This is a genomic window from Streptomyces sp. NBC_00203 (assembly GCF_045206325.1).
Classification (GTDB): Bacteria; Actinomycetota; Actinomycetes; order Streptomycetales; family Streptomycetaceae; genus Streptomyces; species Streptomyces lutosisoli.
This window is the reverse complement of the sequence record NZ_CP108126.1, coordinates 7,251,853-7,273,034: the sequence shown is the minus strand read 5'-3', so window position 1 is coordinate 7,273,034 and position 21,182 is coordinate 7,251,853. Positions and strand designations below refer to the sequence as shown.

The 21,182-nt window shown below is 69.5% G+C and carries 17 protein-coding genes and 1 tRNA gene; 3 read left to right on the top strand and 15 right to left on the bottom strand.

Annotated elements, in window-relative coordinates:
• Nucleotides 1-38: 38 nt before the first annotated feature.
• The 15 genes from glyA to OG975_RS32525 form a co-directional block, all read right to left on the bottom strand.
• Entirely contained in the window at nt 39-1,277 is a 1,239-nt protein-coding gene (gene glyA, locus OG975_RS32595; protein ID WP_406332889.1) for a serine hydroxymethyltransferase, read from the bottom strand.
• A 135-nt stretch (nt 1,278-1,412) separates the two neighbouring features.
• Nucleotides 1,413-2,078 carry a protein-tyrosine-phosphatase gene (locus tag OG975_RS32590; protein WP_327431763.1) on the bottom strand — a complete coding sequence of 222 codons (666 nt, stop codon included), beginning with the start codon at nt 2,076-2,078 and terminating at the stop codon, nt 1,413-1,415.
• Nucleotides 2,075-2,722 carry an L-threonylcarbamoyladenylate synthase gene (locus tag OG975_RS32585; RefSeq protein WP_406332888.1) on the bottom strand — a complete coding sequence of 216 codons (648 nt, stop codon included), beginning with the start codon at nt 2,720-2,722 and terminating at the stop codon, nt 2,075-2,077. Before OG975_RS32585 ends, OG975_RS32590 begins: the two co-directional genes overlap by 4 nt.
• Nucleotides 2,723-2,775: 53 nt before the next feature.
• Nucleotides 2,776-3,621, bottom strand: a complete 846-nt coding sequence (gene prmC / locus OG975_RS32580; RefSeq protein ID WP_406332887.1) for a peptide chain release factor N(5)-glutamine methyltransferase — start codon at nt 3,619-3,621, stop codon at nt 2,776-2,778.
• Nucleotides 3,622-3,691: 70 nt separating this feature from the next.
• Nucleotides 3,692-4,768 carry a peptide chain release factor 1 gene (prfA, locus tag OG975_RS32575; RefSeq protein ID WP_406332886.1) on the bottom strand — a complete coding sequence of 359 codons (1,077 nt, stop codon included), beginning with the start codon at nt 4,766-4,768 and terminating at the stop codon, nt 3,692-3,694.
• A 135-nt stretch (nt 4,769-4,903) separates the two neighbouring features.
• Complete coding sequence (rpmE, locus tag OG975_RS32570; RefSeq protein ID WP_382787376.1) at nt 4,904-5,125, bottom strand: 50S ribosomal protein L31; 222 nt, start codon at nt 5,123-5,125, stop codon at nt 4,904-4,906.
• A gap of 147 nt (nt 5,126-5,272) precedes the next feature.
• Nucleotides 5,273-6,412 carry an LCP family protein gene (locus OG975_RS32565; RefSeq protein ID WP_406332885.1) on the bottom strand — a complete coding sequence of 380 codons (1,140 nt, stop codon included), beginning with the start codon at nt 6,410-6,412 and terminating at the stop codon, nt 5,273-5,275.
• A gap of 205 nt (nt 6,413-6,617) precedes the next feature.
• Nucleotides 6,618-8,471 (bottom strand): trypsin-like serine protease, encoded by a 1,854-nt coding sequence (locus OG975_RS32560; protein ID WP_406332884.1) that lies wholly within the window; start codon nt 8,469-8,471, stop codon nt 6,618-6,620.
• Between the two features lie 188 nt (nt 8,472-8,659).
• A complete protein-coding gene (gene rho, locus OG975_RS32555; RefSeq protein ID WP_406332883.1) occupies nt 8,660-10,681 on the bottom strand; it encodes a transcription termination factor Rho in 2,022 nt (673 codons plus the stop codon).
• 389 nt (nt 10,682-11,070) lie between these two features.
• Nucleotides 11,071-12,000, bottom strand: coding sequence for a homoserine kinase (gene thrB / locus OG975_RS32550; protein WP_406332882.1), 930 nt, complete (start codon nt 11,998-12,000; stop codon nt 11,071-11,073).
• Nucleotides 12,001-12,443: 443 nt separating this feature from the next.
• Nucleotides 12,444-13,502: a threonine synthase gene (gene thrC / locus OG975_RS32545; RefSeq protein ID WP_406332881.1), complete on the bottom strand. Its 1,059-nt coding sequence runs from the start codon at nt 13,500-13,502 to the stop codon at nt 12,444-12,446.
• 6 nt (nt 13,503-13,508) lie between these two features.
• Nucleotides 13,509-14,798: a homoserine dehydrogenase gene (locus OG975_RS32540; RefSeq protein ID WP_406336568.1), complete on the bottom strand. Its 1,290-nt coding sequence runs from the start codon at nt 14,796-14,798 to the stop codon at nt 13,509-13,511.
• Between the two features lie 213 nt (nt 14,799-15,011).
• Complete coding sequence (gene lysA, locus OG975_RS32535; RefSeq protein ID WP_406332880.1) at nt 15,012-16,403, bottom strand: diaminopimelate decarboxylase; 1,392 nt, start codon at nt 16,401-16,403, stop codon at nt 15,012-15,014.
• Nucleotides 16,404-16,410: 7 nt separating this feature from the next.
• The gene (nrtL, locus tag OG975_RS32530) at nt 16,411-17,421 is read right to left on the bottom strand and encodes an ArgS-related anticodon-binding protein NrtL (RefSeq protein WP_406332879.1); all 1,011 of its coding nucleotides are present in this window, start codon (nt 17,419-17,421) and stop codon (nt 16,411-16,413) included.
• A gap of 428 nt (nt 17,422-17,849) precedes the next feature.
• The gene (locus tag OG975_RS32525) at nt 17,850-18,317 is read right to left on the bottom strand and encodes a response regulator (protein WP_406336567.1); all 468 of its coding nucleotides are present in this window, start codon (nt 18,315-18,317) and stop codon (nt 17,850-17,852) included.
• Between the two features lie 311 nt (nt 18,318-18,628).
• On the opposite strand from OG975_RS32525, the gene OG975_RS32520 reads away from it, so the two are divergent.
• From OG975_RS32520 to OG975_RS32510, 3 genes are all read left to right on the top strand, one after another.
• Nucleotides 18,629-18,700 (top strand) — tRNA-Arg (locus OG975_RS32520).
• A 150-nt stretch (nt 18,701-18,850) separates the two neighbouring features.
• On the top strand, nt 18,851-19,924 hold the full coding sequence (locus tag OG975_RS32515; RefSeq protein WP_406332878.1) for a tyrosine-type recombinase/integrase: 1,074 nt from the start codon (nt 18,851-18,853) through the stop codon (nt 19,922-19,924).
• 113 nt (nt 19,925-20,037) lie between these two features.
• On the top strand, nt 20,038-20,946 hold the full coding sequence (locus OG975_RS32510) for a hypothetical protein (RefSeq protein ID WP_406332877.1): 909 nt from the start codon (nt 20,038-20,040) through the stop codon (nt 20,944-20,946).
• The last annotated feature ends 236 nt before the right edge of the window (nt 20,947-21,182 follow it).

Below are 21,182 nucleotides of genomic sequence, written 5' to 3'. Positions count from 1 at the left end.
GCACGAGTGGCTGAGCCCGGGGGCGCGCCTGCCCCTCTCTAGCCGGGATAGGGCGGAAATCTTCCGGTCAGCTCCCGCACTTCTTCACGCGCTTGTCTGCCGTCGATGTCGTCCCGCAGCACTCCCGCGAACAGTACGGCGATCCGCTCCATCTCCGCCTCGCCCATGCCCTGGGTGGTGAGCGCCGCCGTACCGAGCCGCAGGCCACGGGCGTCCCCGTGGGGCAGCGCACAGGTGTCGAGGACCATTCCGGCGGCGGCGAGGCGCCCACGGGCGGTGCGTCCGTCGACGCCGAGCGGCGCGGGATCGGCGATCAGCATATGGGTGTCGGTGCCGCCCGTGGTGATCGCGAGCCCCTCCGCCTCCAGCGCCGCCGCCAGCGTCCGCGCATGGGCGACCACCTGATGGGCGTACGCCGTGAAGGCCGGAGTCGCCGCCTCGCCGAAGGCGACGGCCTTGGCGGCGATGGTGTGCATCTGCGCGCCGCCCTGGGTGAACGGGAACACGGCCCGGTCGACCCGCTCGGCCAGCTCGGCGCCGCACAGGATCATTCCGCCGCGCGGCCCGCGCAGCACCTTGTGGGTCGTCGCGCAGACGACATCGGCGTACGGCACCGGATTGGGCGCCGCGCCGCCCGCGACGAGCCCGATGGGGTGGGCGGCGTCCGCGATGAGATAGGCGCCCACCTCGTCGGCGATCTCCCGGAAGGCGGCGTAGTCGATGTGCCGGGGGTAGGAGATGGAGCCGCACACGACGGCCTTGGGCCGGTGCGTGCGCGCGAGGGTCCGCACCTGCTCGTAGTCGATGAGCCCGGTGTCCGCCTCCACCCCGTACCCGACGAAGTCGAACCAGCGTCCGGAGAAGTTCGCGGGCGACCCGTGCGTGAGGTGACCGCCGAAGGGCAGGCCCATCGCCAGTACGGTGTCGCCGGGGCGCAGCAGGGCGGCGTACGCGGCGAGGACGGCCGAAGACCCGGAGTGCGACTGCACATTGGCGTGATCGGCGCCGAAGAGCGACCTCGCCCGGTCGATCGCGACCCGCTCGGCGACGTCGACGATCTCGCATCCGCCGTGGTGCCGGGCGCCCGGATACCCCTCGGCGTACTTGTTCGCCAGCGGCGACCCCAGCGCGGCCAGCACGGCCGGCGAGGTGAAGTTCTCGGCCGCGATCAACTGGAGCGTCGTCGACTGCCGGTCCAGTTCCCCGAGGAGGATCTCGGCGAGCTCGGGGTCCTGTCGACGCAGGACATCCACTTCAAGCGTTTGTGCGACCGGCATGATGGACTCCGGACCTCGGCGGGGACGCGCTACGTCCAATGTAGAACCGGGACCGTTGGGACGCCCGGTGTTACGCCCTGCCGGGTGCCGCGGCCGACACCGCCGGGTGCCGTGTGATCAGAGCCCGGCGGTGGCCTAGGCCCGCGCGCGCACCCCGGTCAGCGCGGTCACCACCGGATCCAGCGCCTCGTTGATCTCGTCCCCGATCGACCGGAAGAACGGCAGCGGCGCCCCGTACGGGTCGTACACCTCGTCCGCCTCCGCCGTGGGGGCCAGGAGCCACCCGCGTAGAGCGGCGGCGGCCCGCACCAGCGCACGCGCGCGTTCGATCACGCCGTCCTCCAGGGGAGGCAGGGTGGCCGGGTCTATCGCTCGTACGAGGCGGGTGAACTCCTTCAGGGTGAAGGTGCGCAGGCCCGCCGAGTGGCCCATGGAGATGACCTGGGCGCGGTGGTCGCGGGTGGCCGTCAGGACCAGGTCGGCGCGGATGACGTGGTCGTCGAGGAGTTCGCGGCCGACGAAGCCGGAGGGGTCCGCGCCGAAGTCGGCGAGGACCGTCTCGGCGTTGGCCTCCATGGGCGCGCCCTCATGGCCCCAGGTGCCCGCGCTCTCCACGATCAGACCGCCCCACAGGGGGTCGCCGAGCCGGTCCGCCAGGGCGTGCCGGGTCAGCCGCTCGGTGATCGGCGAGCGGCACACGTTGCCGGTGCTGACGTGGAGGATGCGGAAGGACCCCCTGGAGAACCCACTGGTCCCCGTGATCCCCGTGCCTATGCCACGCCCCGCGTCAGGGGCTGTCAATTCGCCACCTCGAGGTCGGGTACGACCTTCCGGAGCTCCTCCGCCGACAGTGCCCCCTCGCGCAGCAGCACGGGCACCTTGCCGGTCACGTCGACGATCGAGGACGGCACGATGCCCGGGGTCGGGCCGCCGTCCAGGTAGACCGAGATGGAGTCGCCGAGCATCTCCTGCGCGGCGTCACAGTCCTCGGGAGCCGGGTGGCCCGTGAGGTTCGCGGAGGAGACGGCCATCGGACCGACCTCCGTCAGCAGTTCGATGGCGACCGGGTGCAGCGGCATACGGATGGCTACGGTGCCCCGGGTGTCCCCCAGGTCCCACTGGAGGGACGGCTGGTGCTTGGCGACGAGGGTGAGCGCGCCCGGCCAGAACGCGTCGACGAGCTCCCAGGCCATCTCGGAGAAGTCCGTGACCAGGCCGTGCAACGTGTTCGGGGAGCCGATGAGGACAGGGGTGGGCATGTTGCGGCCCCGGCCCTTGGCCTCCAGGAGGTCGGCGACGGCCTCCGAGGAGAACGCGTCGGCGCCGATGCCGTACACAGTGTCGGTCGGGAGGACCACCAGCTCGCCACGGCGGACGGCGGACGCGGCCTCACGCAGACCGGTGGTGCGGTCGGTCGCGTCATTGGTGTCGTATCGCCGTGCCATTTAGCGGGCCTCCTCGTACACGTACTGCTGGCTGGGGATCACGATGCGCGCGCTCACGGCATCGCCTTGCGTGCGGTCGCGAACCGCGGCCGGTTGTTGAGGTCCGGGTGGTCGGCCGCGTCGGCCCAGCCCCGCTCCTCGGTGAAGATCCACGGCACCTGCCCGCCCTGGGTGTCGGCGTGCTCGATGACGACGACACCGCCCGGGCGCAGCAGCCGGTGCGCGGTGCGCTCGATGCCGCGGATGAGGTCGAGTCCGTCCTCCCCTGAGAACAGGGCGAGTTCGGGATCGTAGTCCCGGGCCTCCGGAGCGACGTACTCCCACTCCGTGAGCGGGATGTACGGCGGGTTGGAGATCACCAGGTCCACTTCGCCGTCGAGGTCGTGGAAGGCGTCCAGAGCGTCTCCCTGGCGCAGGTCGACCCTGGACCCCTCGACGTTCTTGCGCGTCCACTGGAGGGCGTCCTCGGACAGCTCCACGGCGTGCACACGGGAGCGCGGGACCTCCTGCGCGAGGGCGAGCGCGATGGCGCCCGAGCCGGTACAGAGATCGACGATCAGCGGCTCGACGACATCCATCGCGCGGACGGCGTCTATGGCCCAGCCGACGACGGACTCGGTCTCCGGGCGCGGGACGAACACCCCCGGCCCCACCTGGAGTTCCAGGTACCGGAAGTAGGCATGGCCGGTGATGTGCTGGAGCGGCTCGCGGGCCTCGCGGCGCGCGGTCACCTCCCAGTAACGGGCGTCGAAGTCCGTGTCCTTGACGGTGTGCAGCTCGCCCCGCTTCACGCCGTGCACGAAGGCGGCGAGCTCCTCCGCGTCGTTGCGCGGCGAGGGCACGCCGGCGTCGGCCAGCCGCTGGGTGGCCTGGGCCACTTCCGCGAGCAGCAGGTTCACGCTGGTCCTCCGGGGCTGAGCTGTTGTCGTACGGCCTGACAAGTACGGCCTTACGAGGCTGTGTTCGGCTTTACGCGGCCGCGAGCTTGGCGGCCGAGTCGGCGTCGACGCAGGCCTGGATGACCGCGTCGAGGTCCCCGTCGAGCACCTGGTCCAAGTTGTACGCCTTGAAGCCGACGCGGTGGTCCGAGATGCGATTCTCCGGGAAGTTGTACGTACGGATCTTCTCGGAACGGTCGACGGTACGGACCTGGCTGCGACGGGCGTCGGCGGCCTCCCGCTCCGCTTCCTCCTGTGCCGCCGCGAGGAGCCTGGAGCGCAGGATACGCATCGCCTGCTCCTTGTTCTGCAGCTGGCTCTTCTCGTTCTGGCAGGAGGCGACGACTCCGGTGGGAATGTGCGTGATGCGCACCGCGGAGTCGGTCGTGTTGACGGACTGGCCGCCGGGGCCCGACGAACGGTAGACGTCGATGCGCAGGTCGTTCGCGTGGATCTCGACGTCGACCTCTTCGGCCTCGGGCGTGACCAGGACACCGGCCGCGGAGGTGTGGATACGGCCCTGCGACTCGGTCGACGGCACGCGCTGCACGCGGTGCACTCCGCCCTCGTACTTCAGGCGCGCCCAGACGCCCTGGCCGGGCTCGGTGGCACCCTGGCCGCCCTTGGTCTTCACGGCGACCTGAACGTCCTTGTAGCCGCCGAGCTCGGACTCGGTGGCGTCGATGATCTCGGTCTTCCAGCCGGCGCGCTCGGCATAGCGCAGGTACATGCGCAGCAGGTCGCCCGCGAACAGGGCGGACTCGTCGCCGCCGGCGCCCGCCTTGACCTCCAGGATGACGTCCTTTTCGTCGCTGGGGTCGCGCGGGACCAGCAGCAGACGGAGCTTCTCGGTGAGCTCCTCGCGCTGCTTCTCCAGGTCCTTGACCTCGGCGGCGAAGTCGGGGTCGTCGGCCGCGAGCTCCTTCGCGGTCCCGATGTCGTCCCCGGTCTGCTTCCAGGAGCGGTACGTCGCGACGATCGGGGTCAGCTCGGCGTAGCGCTTGTTGAGCTTGCGCGCGTTGGCCTGGTCGGCGTGGACCGACGGGTCAGCGAGCTTCTTCTCCAGATCGGCGTGCTCGCCGATCAGTTCCTCGACCGCCTCGAACATCTCCGGCTCCAATGGACTGTCCCCAGCTCCAGTGTGGGCTCAGGGACGTAGGTAAGACGAATAGGGGCTGCACCGCAAAGCGCCGGTCCCGGCGCCCCCGTGCCGGGGACGCCGAAGACCGGCGCTGTGGGCTCGCTACTTGTTGGCAGCGGCAGCCTTGCCGAAGCGGGCCTCGAAGCGGGCCACACGGCCACCGGTGTCGAGGATCTTCTGCTTGCCCGTGTAGAACGGGTGGCACTCGGAGCAGACCTCGGCACGGATGGTGCCGCTGGAGATCGTGCTACGGGTGGTGAACGACGCGCCACAGGTGCAGCTGACCTGCGTCTCGACGTACTCGGGGTGGATGTCGCGCTTCAAGGTGTCTCCTAGTTTCGGGAGGGCGCCGGGTCGCCACCGCGGATTGCGGGTGCGTGAACCGGAGCCGACGTACCAGTCTGCCAGGACTGGCCGCATCCCCCAAAACCGGGGGCCGCTGCGATCTATTCCCGAGCTCCGTCAAAGGGCTCAGGACGAGCTGACGACGCCCTTCGCCGTGCCCGTGGCCGTGCCCTTGGTGGCCGACTTCGGGATCGCCTGGTCGTTCTTCAGCGCCTTCCAGACCAGCTCGGCCTTGGCGGTGTCGACGAGGACGCGGTTGGCGTTCGCGCTGTCGTACTGGACCGGCATCGTGACCATGTTCATCTTCGACGAGCTGATGCCCTTGAGGCCGTCGGCGAAGGACGCGAGGTCGGTGACCGAGCCGATGTCCGAGTCGGTGGTGATGGCCTTGGTCGCGGTGTTGGCGAGCTTGACCAGCTTCGTCGGGCTGGACAGCACTCCGATGTGCTTGACCTGGTTGACCAGGGCCTTGATGAAGGCCTGCTGGAGCTGGATGCGGCCGAGGTCGGAGCCGTCGCCCACGCCGTGCCGGGTGCGGACCAGGCCGAGCGCCTGCTGGCCGTTGAGCGTGTGCGTGCCGGCCTTCAGGTTCAGATGGCTGTCCGAGTCGGAGATGTCCTTGGTGGTGGTGATCTCCACCCCGCCGAGGTCGTCGATGAGCTTCTCGAAGCCGCTGAAGTCGACCTCGATGTAGTGGTCCATGCGGATACCGGTGATGGACTCGACGGTCTTCACCGCGCAGGCGGCGCCACCGGTGGAGTACGCGGAGTTGAACATCACGCTGGAGGCCGCGTCGTGCGTGACGCCCTTGGTGTCGGTGCAGGAGGGCCGCTCGACGAGGGTGTCGCGGGGTATGGAGACCACGCTGGCCTTCTTGTGGCCCTGGTACACGTGCACGATCATCGCGGTGTCGGAGCGGGCGCTGCCGTCGTCGGTGCCGCCGCCCAGCTTCTTGTTCGTGCCGGAGCGGGTGTCGGAGCCCAGGACCAGGATGTTCTCGGAGCCGTTGTCGACCTTCGTCGGCCGGTCGGTGCCGAGGGCCTGGTTGATGTCGACGCTCTTGAGGTTGCTGTTGAGCTTGAAGTACAGGATCCCGGCGCCCGTGCCGCCGAGCACGACGATGCCCGCGGCGGTCCAGGCCGTGACGAGGAGGGCCTTGCGGCGCGCGCTGCGGGCCTTGCGGCGGCGCCCCTTCGCACGGGGGCGAGCGGCGCTCGTGCCGGGCTCCCCCGGTATGCCGGGTTCCGGCGTGCTCTCGGCAGGCATGTGCTCCTCAGTCCCTCTGCGGTCGGATACCCCTGCTTTCAGGGCCAAGCCCGTCTGGTCGTGACACGCACTGCTCCATGGTCACTCCGTACGGTCAGACGGGGAAACTCGGGAAAGGGTTGCACAACGCAGCGTGCCCACCGCGTGGAGCGGTGGGCACGCTGCGTGATCGGTGAATCCGGGGAAACCCCGCTCACCTGCGATTTCAGCCGAAAATGTCGTACTGCTTGAAATCGGTACCGACGGAGACCCTTGTGGCGAAGATCTCGCTGGTCGCCTTGCCGGTGCCCTTGTACAGGTAGAGCGTGCCGCCGGGCGTACGGGCCAGGAAGTCGGCCTTGCCGTCGCCGGTGATGTCACCGACCGCGTCGAAGGCGTTGTAGCCGGTCCAGGCGCTGCGGACCTTGATACGGCTGGAGAAGGCGCCCGTGCCGGACTTGCCGGTGCCCTTGTACAGGTACAGGTCCCCGGTGCTCTTGTTGCGCGCGAGCAGGTCGGCCTTGCCGTCGCCGGTGAAGTCGCCGTGGCCTCGCACGGTGTTGTACTGGTTCCAGCCGGAGCTGACCTGGACCCGCGCCGAGAAGGTGCCGTTGCCCTTGCCCGGGTAGAGCCACAGGACGCCGCCGGAGTCGACCGAGAGCAGGTCGGGCAGGTAGTCGCCGTTGATGTCGCCGGGAGCGATGATGCGGGTGCGGGTCTTCCAGTTGCTGAAGATCTGGTCGGTGGACCAGCTGTCGCTCGCCAACACGTAGTGGGACCAGAAGACGTTGCCGGTGGCGCTGTCGCGGACCACGAGGTCCTCGACGCCGTCCCGGTTCAGATCGGCCTGGAGCACGACGTTGACGCCGTCCCACTTGTCCCACGACTGGCGCGCGCCGAACCCCGTGCCGGTGGAGTCCTTCTCGTAACCCGTCTTGGTGGACGAGTTGCGCACCCACAGGTCGGCCTTGTGGTCACGGCTCAGGTTGCCGTCGTCGACGCGCGGGTACGCGGCACCGACGTACGTGCTGACCTTCGAGAAGACGCCGTACGCGCCCTTCGCGACGCAGTCCTCGACGCCCCAGGAGACGACGCCGACGATCCGGGGGTTGCCGGCCGAGTCCTTCACGATCAGCGGGCCGCCGGAGTCGCCGTTGCACGCCGTGGTGGTGCCGGTGTCGCTGCCGGTCGCCGCGGTGCCCGCGCAGACCATGTGGCCCTCGATGAAGTCGTCCTCACCGAGGACCGACTTCATGGCGGTGTTGCAGGTGCTGTCGGACTTGATCGGCAGCGTGGCCGTCTTCAGCGTCTCGGAGATGTCCTGCGTGGTGGAGCTGGTGCGGCCCCAGCCGTAGAGCGTCGCGTTGGTGCCGGACGCGTACGAGGCGGTGTCGCCGGACGTCGTCATGCGGATCGGCTTGGCCGTGACGGGCCTGTCCAGCGTGATGACCGCGATGTCGTTGTCGACGGTCGTCGCGTTGTACGACGGGTGGTTCCACTGCCGCAGGGGCAGCGAGACGGTGCCGCCGTGCAGGTCGGTGTTGCCGGAGCTGTCACTGGTCGGCAGCTGGGCGGTGCCGGTGAGGACGGCGCCGTACTTGTTCCAGTTGTAGCCCTTGACGCAGTGCGAGGCGGTGAGGATCTTCGTCGGCGACACGACGGAACCGCCGCAGAAGAAGCCGAGGTCGTCGCTCTCGTCGGTGGTGCCCTTGTCGTCGTAGTACCAGAGCTGCGCCATCCACGGGGCCGTGGAGATGGTGGTCGTGGTGCCGCCGATGATCTTCGGGTCGACCGTCGCGGTGCTGGTACCGGCGCTGTTCGTGCCGGCGCTCAGCGACGACTTCTTGGTCGTCTGGCCCGCGGTGTCGTCACCGGCGACGGCGCCCGCGACGCGCTTCTTCAGCTCGGCCAGGGTGGGCGCGGAGATGCTGGGCTTGACGGTCGGCGTCGGCGGCGTGGCGGCGGTGGCGGCGTTCGCGGACGACATCAGGAGCGCGCCGGCGACCGCGGCCGCCAGGCCCGCCGCCGCGACGGGCACGGCGATGCGTATCCGACGTCTGTGACGACCGTTCCCGGACATGGACGTATCCACTCAAGTCCCCCCAGAGACAGGCGAATTCGAAAGATCTTCAAAGATGCGAGGAAGCTTCGAACATGCTGAGAAGCTTCAAAGAACCGCGATCGTACACCTGTCCCGGACAGCACAAAGGGCCGCCCCCGTCACATGCGTGACGGGGGCGGCCCTTTGTCCTTCTTGCCCAGCTGACGTCAGTCGTTGCCGTTGCCCTGGCCCGGCGTCGTCTTCTGGATCTGGAGCAGGAACTCGGCGTTCGACTTCGTCTGCTTCATCTTGTCGAGGAGCAGCTCGATCGCCTGCTGCTGGTCGAGCGCGTGCAGCACACGACGCAGCTTCCAGGTGACGGCGAGCTCGTCGCTGCCGAGCAGGATCTCTTCCTTGCGGGTACCGGACGCGTCGACGTCCACCGCCGGGAAGATGCGCTTGTCGGCGAGCTTCCGGTCGAGCTTGAGCTCCGCGTTGCCGGTGCCCTTGAACTCCTCGAAGATGACCTCGTCCATGCGGGACCCGGTGTCGACGAGCGCGGTCGCGAGGATGGTCAGCGAACCGCCGTCCTCGATGTTGCGCGCGGCACCGAAGAAGCGCTTCGGCGGGTACAGCGCGGTCGAGTCGACACCACCGGACAGGATGCGGCCGGAGGCCGGGGCGGCGAGGTTGTACGCACGGCCCAGACGCGTGATCGAGTCGAGCAGGACGACGACGTCGTGACCCAGCTCCACCAGACGCTTGGCGCGCTCGATGGCGAGCTCGGCGACCGTGGTGTGGTCCTCGGCCGGGCGGTCGAAGGTCGAGGAGATGACCTCGCCCTTGACCGACCGCTGCATGTCGGTGACCTCTTCCGGACGCTCGTCGACCAGGACGACCATCAGGTGGCACTCGGGGTTGTTGTGCGTGATCGCGTTGGCGATCGCCTGCATGATCATGGTCTTGCCGGTCTTCGGCGGGGCCACGATCAGACCGCGCTGGCCCTTACCGATCGGCGCGACGAGGTCGATGATGCGGGTGGTCAGCACGCCCGGGTCGGTCTCCAGACGGAGCCGGTCCTGCGGGTACAGCGGCGTCAGCTTGTTGAACTCCGGGCGTCCACGCCCGGATTCGGGCGCCATGCCGTTCTGGGAGTCGAGGCGGACCAGCGCGTTGAACTTCTCGCGGCGCTCGCCGTCCTTCGGCTGCCGGACCGCGCCGGTGACGTGGTCACCCTTGCGCAGACCGTTCTTGCGGACCTGGGCGAGGGAGACGTACACGTCGTTCGGACCGGGCAGGTAGCCCGACGTCCGGATGAACGCGTAGTTGTCGAGGATGTCGAGGATGCCCGCGACGGGGATCAGGACGTCGTCGTCGGCAAGCTGCGGCTCGCCCGCACCGGCGGCACCGAACTCGTCACGGCCACGACGGCCACGGCGGTCGCGGTAACGCCCACGGCGGCCACGGCGGCCGCCCTCGTCGTCGAAGTCGTCCTGCGGGCCGCTGTCACGCTGCTGACGGTCCTGGCGGTCCTGACGACCGCCGCCGCCCTGCTGCTGCTGCTGACGGTCCTGGCGCTCCTGACGCTGCTGGCCGCCACCCTGGCCGCCCTGCTGCTCGTCGCCCTTGCCGCCACGGCGGTCGCGGTCACGGCCGCCCCGGTCGCGGTCACGGCGGTCGCGGCGGCCCTGACGGCCGTCGCCCTCGGCGTCGCCCTGCGCCTGGACCGGAGTCTCGGCCTTCGGCTCGCTCTTCGCCTCGGCGGTGACCGTCTCGGGGCTGCCGGCCTCGGCGACGGCCCGACGACGGCGACGCTCGCCCGCGGGGGCGTCCTCGCTGGCGGGCTGGCCGGGAATCTCGATCTGCTGCTGGGCCACGGCCGTCTCGGCGGCGGGCTTCGCGGCGGCCTTCTTCTCGGCCGGGGCCGCGGCCTCGTCACCCGTACGAGCCTTCGAGGTGGCCCGGCGCTTCGGCTTGGTCTCGGTGGCGGTCTCGGCCTTGGCCGGAGCACCTCCGCCCGCCTGCGCCTCCTTGATGACCTCGATCAGCTGGCTCTTGCGCATACGCGCGGTGCCCCTGATGCCGAGGCCGGATGCGACCTGCTGCAGCTCGGCCAGCACCATGCCCTCGAGGCCGGTACCGCGGCGCCGCCGGGACCCGGCACCGGTGGCAGGCGCGGAGGCGTCCGTGGCGGGCGCGGCAGCGGTCTCCTCGACACGTGCGCCCATCAGATCGGTGGTGTCGCTCACGAAGGGTCCTTCCCTGGAGCGGACGTCGGCCTGTCTGGCTCGGCGACCGGTTGTGCTGTCCGGATTTGGTCCTCTTTGTATGGACCGTGCCGGGGCGGTTGTCCGCCGAAGCGGCGGAAGACATAACTGGTGATGACGATTCCGGAACCGAGGCACTGAATTGCGGTGTCATCGGCTCGATCACGCCGGTTCCGGAGCCGTGCTCAGCACTGCTCAGCGCATAGCGCCCAATGCATCGCACAAAGCAGTTTGGGAGGCTCCCGGAAGAATGGTTGTCCCGGACGGGGACGTGAAGCACCTCGCCATGGTGGGGTCGGGTGCAGACTTGAGGTTAACACTACCGGATCCAACAAACATTCCCCCTCTCCAAATCCGGCAACCGTGCGCGCTTAATTGACCCCGACGGGTGCGAGCGGAAGCACGCACGCCCCCTGGGCGTCGAGGTCCAGCCGGTTGGCGGCCCAGCCCTGACCTGCGAGATCGGCGATTTTGTCGGCCGACGCCGGGTCCGCCAGGGCGAGGACTGTGGGGCCCGCGCCGGAGATCACCGCGGGGATGCCGTCGGCACGCAGCCGCTCCACGAGGGCCGCACTCTCGGGCATCGCCGGGGCGCGGTACTCCTGGTGCAACCGGTCCTCGGTGGCGGGCAGCAGCAGCTCGGGGCGCCGGGTCAGTGCCTCGACGAGCAGTGCGGCACGGCCCGCGTTGGCGGCGGCGTCGACATGCGGCACGGTGCGCGGCAGCAGTCCGCGCGCGGTCTCGGTGAGAACCGGCTTCCCCGGTACGAAAACCACCGGAACGATGGAATCGGCGGGATCCATCCTGATCGCCCGCGCAGCGCCGGCCTCCATCCAGGAGAGCGTGAAACCGCCGAGCAGACAGGCCGCGACATTGTCGGGGTGTCCCTCGATCTCGGTGGCGAGCTCCAGGAGCGCGGTGTCGTCGAGCTTGGTGTCCCCGCCTATGGTCACGGCACGCGCGGCGACGATTCCGGCGCAGATGGCGGCCGACGAGGAGCCGAGGCCCCGTCCGTGCGGGATGCGGTTGGCGCAGACGATCTCGAGGCCGCGCGGCTGTCCGCCCAGCAGGTCGAAGGCGGTGCGCAGGGAGCGTACGAGGAGATGACTCTCGTCGCGGGGCAGCGTTTCACTGCCCTCACCTGCGATGTCGATGTGCAGCCCGGAGTCGGCCACCCGGACGACCACGTCGTCGTACAGCCCCAGTGACAGGCCGAAGGCGTCGAAGCCCGGCCCGAGATTGGCGCTGGTGGCGGGGACGCGCACCCGGACGGCGGCGGCGCGGAACGCTGGACCGGCCATCGCTCGAAGACTCTCCTTGAGCTGCGTGATGTACGAGATTTTCGATGAACTGCGATGAACTTCGATGAACTCGATGAGATGAACTGCGATGCGTACGAAGACCCGGAGGCCGTAATGACGGCGCGGCACCGCGGCATATGCGGCGGGCGGGTTCGGTACAGCCTATCGAAGGAAGGTTCTGTGGCGACATAGGGCGCACAGGAGGCGCACGATGCGTGTCGTAAGCCCCCTGTGCACCCCCTGTCGGGTTGCCGTAGGGGTGCGCCCCGCGTCAGGCGGTTTCCGTCGGCTTCGGGCGCTTTTCGCCGTCGGCTCCTGGCGGTTTCCGCCTGCCTGTGACCGTGTCCGGCTGCCTCTGGCGGATTCCCGCCAGGCGGCTTTCCGCCAGGGCCGGGCCGCGTGTGGTCCGGCCCTGGCGGATTTCCCACAGCTTTCCGACGGCTTTACGCCAGACCGAGCCGCTCCGCCGCCGTCGCCGCGTCCACGGGGACCGTGACGGGCTGCGGGGCGCCCGCGACGGCCCAGTCGGGGTCCTTGAGGCCGTTGCCGGTCACCGTGCAGACGATCGTCTGGCCCGGGTCGACCTTGCCCTGCTCGGCGGCCTTGAGGAGACCGGCGACGGAAGCGGCGGAGGCGGGCTCGACGAAGACACCCTCCTGCGCGGCCAACAGCCGGTAGGCGCGCAGGATTTCACGGTCCGTCACCTCGTCGATGAGGCCGCCCGACTCGTCCCGCGCGGCCAGCGCGAACTTCCACGAGGCCGGGTTGCCGATGCGGATCGCGGTGGCGATGGTCGACGGGTCCTTGACGATCTCGCCGCGCACGATGGGCGCGGAGCCGGAGGCCTGGAAGCCCCACATGCGCGGGGTCCGCGTGGCGATGCCGTCGGTGGCGTACTCCGTGTAGCCCTTCCAGTACGCGGTGATGTTGCCCGCGTTGCCCACCGGCAGGACGTGGATGTCGGGCGCGTCGCCGAGCATGTCCACGATCTCGAACGCGGCGGTCTTCTGGCCCTCGATGCGCACCGGGTTGACCGAATTGACCAGCGCCACCGGGTAGTTGTCGGACAGCGCGCGCGCCAGCGTCAGACAGTCGTCGAAGTTGCCGTCGACCTGGAGGATCTTCGCGCCGTGGATGAGCGCCTGGCCCATCTTGCCGAGCGCGATCTTGCCCTGCGGGACGAGCACGGCCGAAACCATGCCGGCCCGCACCGCGTACGCGGCGGCGGAGGCGGACGTGTTGCCGGTGGAGGCGCAGATGACCGCCTTCGCGCCCTCCTCCTTGGCCTTGCTGATGGCCATGGTCATACCGCGGTCCTTGAAGGACCCGGTGGGGTTCGCGCCCTCCACCTTGAGGTGGACCTCGCAGCCCGTGCGCTCGGAGAGCACCTGCGCGGGCACGAGCGGCGTACCGCCCTCGCGGAGCGTCACGACCGGCGTGCTGTCGGATACCGGCAGCCGGTCCCGGTACTCCTCGATGATTCCGCGCCACTGGTGGGTCATTGCTGGTTACTCTCCTTCAACCCGCATGATGCTGGCGACACCCCGCACGGTGTCGAGGCTGCGCAGCGCCTCGACGGTCCCGTTCAGGGACGCGTCGGACGCTCGATGGGTGACGACGACGAGAGAGGCCTCGCCGCCCTTCCCCTGCTGACGAACCGTATCGATGGACACACCGTGCTCGGCGAAGACGGTGGCCACCTGGGCGAGAACACCCGGTTTGTCCGCCACATCAAGGCTGATGTGGTAGCGCGTGACGACCTCGCCCATGGACGAGACGGGCAGGGCGGCGTACGCCGACTCGCCGGGCCCGGTCGTGCCGCTGAGCTTGTTGCGGCAGACGGCCACGAGGTCGCCCAGGACGGCGGAGGCGGTGGGAGCGCCGCCGGCGCCCGGCCCGTAGAACATGAGCTGCCCGGAGGCGTCCGACTCGACGAACACGGCGTTGTACGCGCCGCGCACGGAGGCGAGCGGGTGGCTCAGCGGAATCATGGCCGGGTGCACGCGCGCGGTGACCGAGCCCCCGTCCGCGGCCCGCTCACAGATGGCGAGCAGCTTGATGGTGCAGCCCATCTCCTTCGCCGAGGCGAAGTCGGCGGAGGTGACCTCGGTCATGCCCTCGCGGTAGACGTCGTCGAGGCGCACGCGCGTGTGGAAGGCGATTCCGGCGAGGATGGCGGCCTTGGCGGCGGCGTCGAAGCCTTCGACATCGGCGGTCGGGTCGGCCTCGGCGTACCCCAGGGCGGTGGCCTCGTCGAGGGCCTCCTGATACCCGGCGCCGGTGGAGTCCATCTTGTCGAGGATGAAGTTGGTCGTCCCGTTGACGATGCCCATCACCCGGTTGATCTTGTCGCCGGCGAGGGACTCGCGCAGCGGCCGGATCAGCGGGATGGCGCCGGCGACGGCGGCCTCGTAATAGAGGTCCTTGCCGTGCTCCTCGGCGGCGGCGTGCAGGGCCGCGCCGTCCTGGGCGAGGAGCGCCTTGTTGGCGGAGACGACGGAGGCGCCGTGCTCGAAGGCGGTGGTGATGAGCGTACGGGCGGGCTCGATGCCGCCGATGACCTCCACGACCACGTCGATGTCGCCGCGTTTGACGAGCGCGGTGGCGTCGGTGGTGACGAGGTCGGCCGGGATGCCCTCGCGGACCTTGGAGGGCCGCCGGACGGCGACACCGGCCAGCTCGACCGGGGCGCCGATCCTGGCCGCGAGATCGTCGGCGTGCGTCGTCATGATGCGCGCCACCTCTGAGCCGACAACCCCACAGCCCAGCAGCGCCACCTTCAGCGGACGCGTACGCATCATCCGACCTCGTTTCCTCATACCGTCTTCGGTTGGACCAGTCTCACTCACCGGACGGGAGTTTCTATCCTTCGTCCGGATCGTGAGACATCTATTTCATTATTCTGGTAGCCGGACGCAGGAGATCTTCCACCCGAGTCATTCCATGGCTTCCACGGCTTCCATGGCCTCAATAGGTTGGCCCATGGAATGACTCGGGGCATGGCCTATCGGTCAACCGACATCGAGACGCAGGAGGTCCTCCTCCGTCTCACGGCGGACGATCACCCGTGCCTCGCCGTCGTTCACGGCGACGACCGGCGGGCGCAGCGCGTGGTTGTAGTTGCTGGCCATGGAGCGGCAGTACGCACCGGTGGCCGGGACGGCGATGAGGTCGCCCGGGGCCAGGTCGGCGGGCAGGAACGCGTCCTTGACCACGATGTCGCCGCTCTCGCAGTGCTTGCCGACGACGCGGACGAGCATGGGCTCGGCGTCGCTCGTGCGCGACACGAGAGCGACGCTGTACTCGGCGTCGTACAGCGCGGTGCGGATGTTGTCCGACATGCCTCCGTCCACGGAGACGTACGTCCGCAGCCCGTCGAGCGGCTTGATGGTGCCGACCTCGTAGAGCGTGAAGGCGGTCGGTCCGACGATGGCGCGCCCCGGCTCGACGGAGATACGGGGCGTCCGCAGCTTGGCGGCCTCGCACTCACGCGTCACGATCTCGCCCAGCGCCTTGGCGATCTCGTGCGGCTCACGCGGGTCGTCCTCGCTGGTGTACGCGATGCCGAGACCGCCACCGAGGTCGATCTCGGGCAGCTCGACACCGTGCTCGTCACGAACGGCGGCGAGCAGCGACACCACGCGCCGGGCGGCGACTTCGAAGCCCGCCATGTCGAAGATCTGCGACCCGATGTGGCTGTGAATCCCGATGAGTTCGAGCCCGTCGAGGGCGAGCGCCCGCCGCACGGCCTCGGCGGCCTGCCCGTCGGCGAGGGCGATCCCGAACTTCTGGTCCTCGTGCGCGGTGGCGATGAACTCGTGGGTGTGCGCCTCGACGCCGACCGTCACCCGGATCTGCACCCGCTGCCGCTTGCCGAGGGACTGCGCGATGTGGGCGACGCGCACGATCTCCTGGAAGGAGTCGAGGACGATACGCCCGACGCCGGCCTCGATGGCCGTACGAATCTCGGTTTCCGACTTGTTGTTGCCGTGGAAGGCGATCCGGTCGGCAGGCATACCGGCGGACAGGGCGGTGGAGAGCTCGCCACCGGAACACACATCCAGATTGAGCCCTTCCTCGTGCAGCCACCGCACGATGGCCCGCGAGAGGAAGGCCTTACCGGCGTAGAAGACATCGGCGTCGTGCCCGAAGGCGGTACGCCAGGCACGGGCGCGGGCCCGGAAGTCGGCCTCGTCGACGAAGTAGGCGGGAGTGCCGAACTCCTCGGCGAGCCGCGTCACTTCGATCCCCCCGACGCTGACGACTCCCCCCTCCGTACGGCTGACGGTGTGCGCCCAGACCTTCGGATCGAGGGCGTTGAGGTCGGCGGGCGGCGCGGAGTAGTGGCCCTCGTGGAGGACATCGGCGTGACGGGGCCCGGCGGGGTGTGCGGAACGGCTCATTCTTCTCTCACAGATAGTCAGGGGCACTGATGCCGAGCAGGGACAGGCCGCCGGCCAGCACCGTCCCGGCGGCTTCGGCGAGCGCGAGCCGGGCGCGGTGGGCGGCCGAGGGTTTCTCGTCGCCGAGCGGCAGCACGGCGTGCTGAAAGGCGAGGAGGGCGTCGGCGGTGACGACGAGATGCCGGGCGAGCCGGTCGGGGGTGCGGTGGCTCGCGGCGATGCGGAGGGCGTGGGGGTAGTCGCCGAGGGCGGCAAGGAGATCGTGTTCCTGAGACTCAAGCTCCTGAGACTCATGGGATACGTGAGACTCATGGGATACGTGACTGGGGTCGCTGACATATCCAAGTGCGGCGGCGTTGCGGCTGAGGGCCCGGGTGCGGGCGTGGGCGTACCGGACGCGGAAGAGAGGGTTGCTCTCACGCTGGACGAGGTGGTCGGCGGTGATCCGGGGCCGGTCGTGGGGTGCGGGGTGGAGCAGGGCCCAGCGGGCGGCATCGGGGCCGAGCGGCGCGGGATCCTCCGGCGCCGGCACGGGCCGCAGATTCACCGGCTCGGCGTGCCGCACCTCGGCACGGCCGCCCTGGGTGGCGACGATCCGTACGAGGGTGTCGGCGACGACCTCGGCACGGGCGTCGTACGGCACGCGCAGCTCGACGACCTGCCCGGCGAGGACGTCACTGTGCCCGTACCGCGTGCCCTGCGTCAGGACGTGGTGCGCGAGCGCGGCGGGTGCCCCGGCGCCGAGGCTGATGTTCAGGAAGCCGGGCCCGGTGATCGCGACGTCCGCGACACCGGCGGCGCCACTGAGGTGCGGCCGCAGGATCTCGGCGACCTCCAGGGGCCCCCGCCCGGCCGGCCGCGCCAGCTGGAGGGCGATGTTCGTGGCGTAATCCCCACACCCACCCGGCCCCGGCGGCGTCACCACGGCACGCGCGGGCACAGCGACACTCAGCTCCCCGTCATCGACAGCACGACGCACCGCGCGCAGCACGGTACGGGAGAGCTCGACGGGGGTCACGGGACAAGCGTAGGGGAGGAGGGGGGTGGGTAGGCGAGTCGATTTGGGGAGGGTCCGGGATGTGGACGGGGGGTGAGGGCTGGGGTGGGGTTGGAAGCTGGGGTGGCGGATGGGTGGGGGCGCGCGTGGCCGGGGGCGAGGGGCGCCTGGCCGGTGGGGGGGGCGGGCCTACGGGCGTTGCGGGGCCGGGCTGGGCAGGGGGGATGGCGGGCGGGGACGGGCAGGGGTTAGTCGGCGGGGCCAGGCAGAGGGTTGGCGGGCGGAGTCTCGGTGACCTTGGTACTTCTCGGTGACCGTCGCGCTTCTCCGTGGCTGGCGCGGCCGGGGCAGCGACCCGGCGAGGACGGTCAGGCGGGGTCAGTGGCCCGGCGACGATGGTCAGGCCGGGTCGTGGCCCGGCGACGATGGGTCAGTGCCGACGCGGCCGGTCAGTGGCTGGCGCGGCCTGCGCGCTCGGTTTCCTCGACCTCGGTGGCGGCCCCGAAGGCACTCTCGAACGACGGCGAGCCGCCCTCACCGCCCCCCGCGTTGCCGCCACGCCCTCGCCGCTCCATCAACTGCCTGACGATCCGCACGAGTTCGGCAGGTTCGAAAGGCTTGGCGAGAAAGGCATCGACACCCACATCGAGCCCGCTCTCGACCTCGTGCTGAGTGCAGGCGCTCACGATGGCGAGGGGAAGATTCCGGGTCCGGGGATCGGCACGGAGCCTGGCGGCGGTTCGCAGCCCGTCCAGCCGAGGCATGACGACATCGAGCGTCACGACATCGGGCCGCACCTGATGCACGACATCCAGACACTCGGCACCGTCGGCCGCGGTCACGACCTCGAGACCCTCCAGTTCGAGGTTGACCCTGATCAGCTGCCGGATGACCTTGTTGTCGTCCACAACAAGCACCCGACCGGACGCGCCTGGCACAACTCGAGAGTAGGTCCGCACCCACCGCCGCGTCCGGCTTTTCCCCACTTCCACCCCGTGGGGGACGCTCGGTCCGCCCGCTACGGGTCGCCCGGTCCGCCTCGGCCGGCGCGCCCTGCCCGACCCGCGCGAGACGGCCGTTCCACCTTGCGCGGGACGCCCGCCCGCCGTCCGGGACGGCCCCTACACGCTCCCCACGAACCACCCCTCCCCGCACCAAAACCCGTGGCAATCACCCCTGAAAGAGCTGGTAGGGTTCTACCCGTCGCCGCGAACACCGCGCCCGACACGCCCCCGTAGCTCAGGGGATAGAGCAACGGCCTCCGGAGCCGTGTGCGCAGGTTCGAATCCTGCCGGGGGCACAGAGACGCACTGACGTGCGGAGATGTGCCTGAAGAAGCCGTTTGGTAGCCCTAGCCAGAGTGCTAGGCGAACTGCCAAGCGGCTTTTTTCATGCCCAGAAAGACGCTCGCCGGCAGGCTCGCCTAGCCCAGACTCCGCAAGGAGCCAGGATGCCGAGCAGTGCCGAGACGGCTCGAAAGAGCCCGCTCCGCGCAGCGAGCAGGGAGCCGGACGGCTCCCCCACCGCCAGGCCGTCGAAGAGCAAGAGCGCCACCGCTGCCGCGGAACGCGAAGCGATGATCGCCGAGTACGCAGACGCGCTGCGCGCCAGGACCAACAGGAACGGACGCCCGTACGCTCCGCGCACCATCGGCGCGTACCGTGACGCGGCCGTGGCGTTGCACCACTGGATGACGAAGGAACGCATCGAAGGTGACTTCACCGCGTGCGACACCGACACCCTGAACCGCTTCTTCCGCTGGTACCAGCGCACCCACGACCGCAAGCAGCATGAGAGCTTCACCGGCGGCACCAACACGAAGCAGCGCAACCTACGGCACCTGTTCACCTGGCTGGCCGAGGAGTACGACCACCCGCACCCGTGGGACGACAACAAGAGATTGCAGCGATACAGCGTCCCCCAGGACGCGGCCCCGAAGACGCTCAGCGAAGACTTCATAAAGGACGTACTGAAGGTGGCCGGGGGCGGGAGCCCCCGAGTGCGGGACTTCGAGCGCACCCGCGATCACGCGATGATCCGGGCACTCACCGAAGGTGTGCGCGCCGATGAGCTGTTGAGACTCACCATCGACAGCCTGAACCTCGAAGACGGCGTCTTGCGGGTACCTCCCGTCAAGGGCGCCCGTGCGGCCCGTGCCGGCCGCATCGTGCCGTTGCAGCCGAAGACCACGCTTGCACTGCGCCGCTATCTGCGCGCCCGTGAAGGGCATCGTCACGCCGGGGGTGGCTGGCTCTGGCTCGGCACCCGTGGCCGAGGACGCCTGAAGTACAGCGGCCTGTACCGGATGCTCAACCGGCGCTCTGAGCAAGCCGGTTACGGGCATGTCGCGCCGCACATGCACCGCCATACCTGGACTCATGAGCTGCTGTCCGCAGGGGTCTCCCCGGAAGACGTGATGGAAGTAGGCGGCTGGAAAGACCGGAGCATGCTGCGCCGGTACGGCGCCGACATGGCCGCTGATCGCGCTGTGACAGCCGTTCGCCGTCTCGGCGACCGGTACTGACAACAGCCTTCCGCAGCGGCGGCACCTGGCCGCCAGTACTCCCCCATGAACGAAGTGACCCCGGCAGTGCTACCAACACCCCGGGGTCTGACACCGAAGAGGTTCAGTCTTCGATGCAGGTACAGCGTACTAAGCACAGCTCTGGCTTCGTCCAGATCTCCAACGTCATCGCGCGGCACGGCCGCCTCAGCCTCGAAGCTGTGGGCCTGTTGGTCCGGCTTCTCTCTCTACCCACCGGCAGCGGAGCCACTGTCGAGAAGGTTGCAGCCCTCGTTCCCAACGGCCGGCGCTCCGTCGCCAATGCCATGAACGAGTTGGTCGAGGCGGGCTACGTCAAGAGAGCCAAGCTCCAAGACCCCGAAACCGGCCGATGGGTCACGGTCACCACCGTCACGGACACCCCGGAGTCTGCGGGCTCCCCGAGTGACCGCACGCCGACGGTCGGGGATGCGACCGGTCGGGTTGTCGGCGGCTCTCCCATAGGGAGAAAGACGGAGAGCAAGAAAGACACCCAACCCCCGGCCGAGACCCCCGAAGCGGCCGACACGACCCCTGAAAGCCCCGAGAGGGGCGGGGATGGGGAATCCGGCTTCCTTCGTAAGATCCAGCGTGAGACGGCCCGTGAGGCCCGTCGCATCCTGGTGCGGCTCAGCCTGCACAAGAGCTTGTCGCTCTCTGATCAGGAGATTGACCGCCTGGCCCCGAGGGTTGTCCCGTGGCTCCGCGAGGACTACCGGAGTGACGAGATCCTTCAGTGCCTCACGCAGAACCTCCCCGAGCGCGTCGAGTCGGTTCCAGGACTGATCACTCATCGCCTGAAGACCTTCACGCCGGAGCGAACCGCCCCGGCTGTTGCTCAGGCGCCCTCCAGGCCCGTCGAGCGGGCCCACTGCGAAGTCTGTGAGGCTCCGTTCCGTCTCGGCCACCAGGGCGGCGTCTGCCGCTCCTGTGCTGACGAACTCAGCCGCGCTGCCCTGCGTGTGACGCCCAACCACATCGACAGGACGGAGAGCGCGAAGTGAGTAGCAAGGTTCTGTCTGTGAGGCGCACGGCCGCTGTCGAGGCGGCCCTCGCCGAGATCTTGGAACTGTCCGACAGTGCGTCCCCGACCGAAGCGGTGCAGCGGGCGTTGGACTTGTACCGGGTCTGGTTGCGCACTCCGCCCGGTGCAACCGTTGCCACGACTGGTCACACGCGCCGTAAGACGTCGTATGACGAGCCTGCTGGCGCCCGGTCTAGTCGACAACGCGCATAGTCG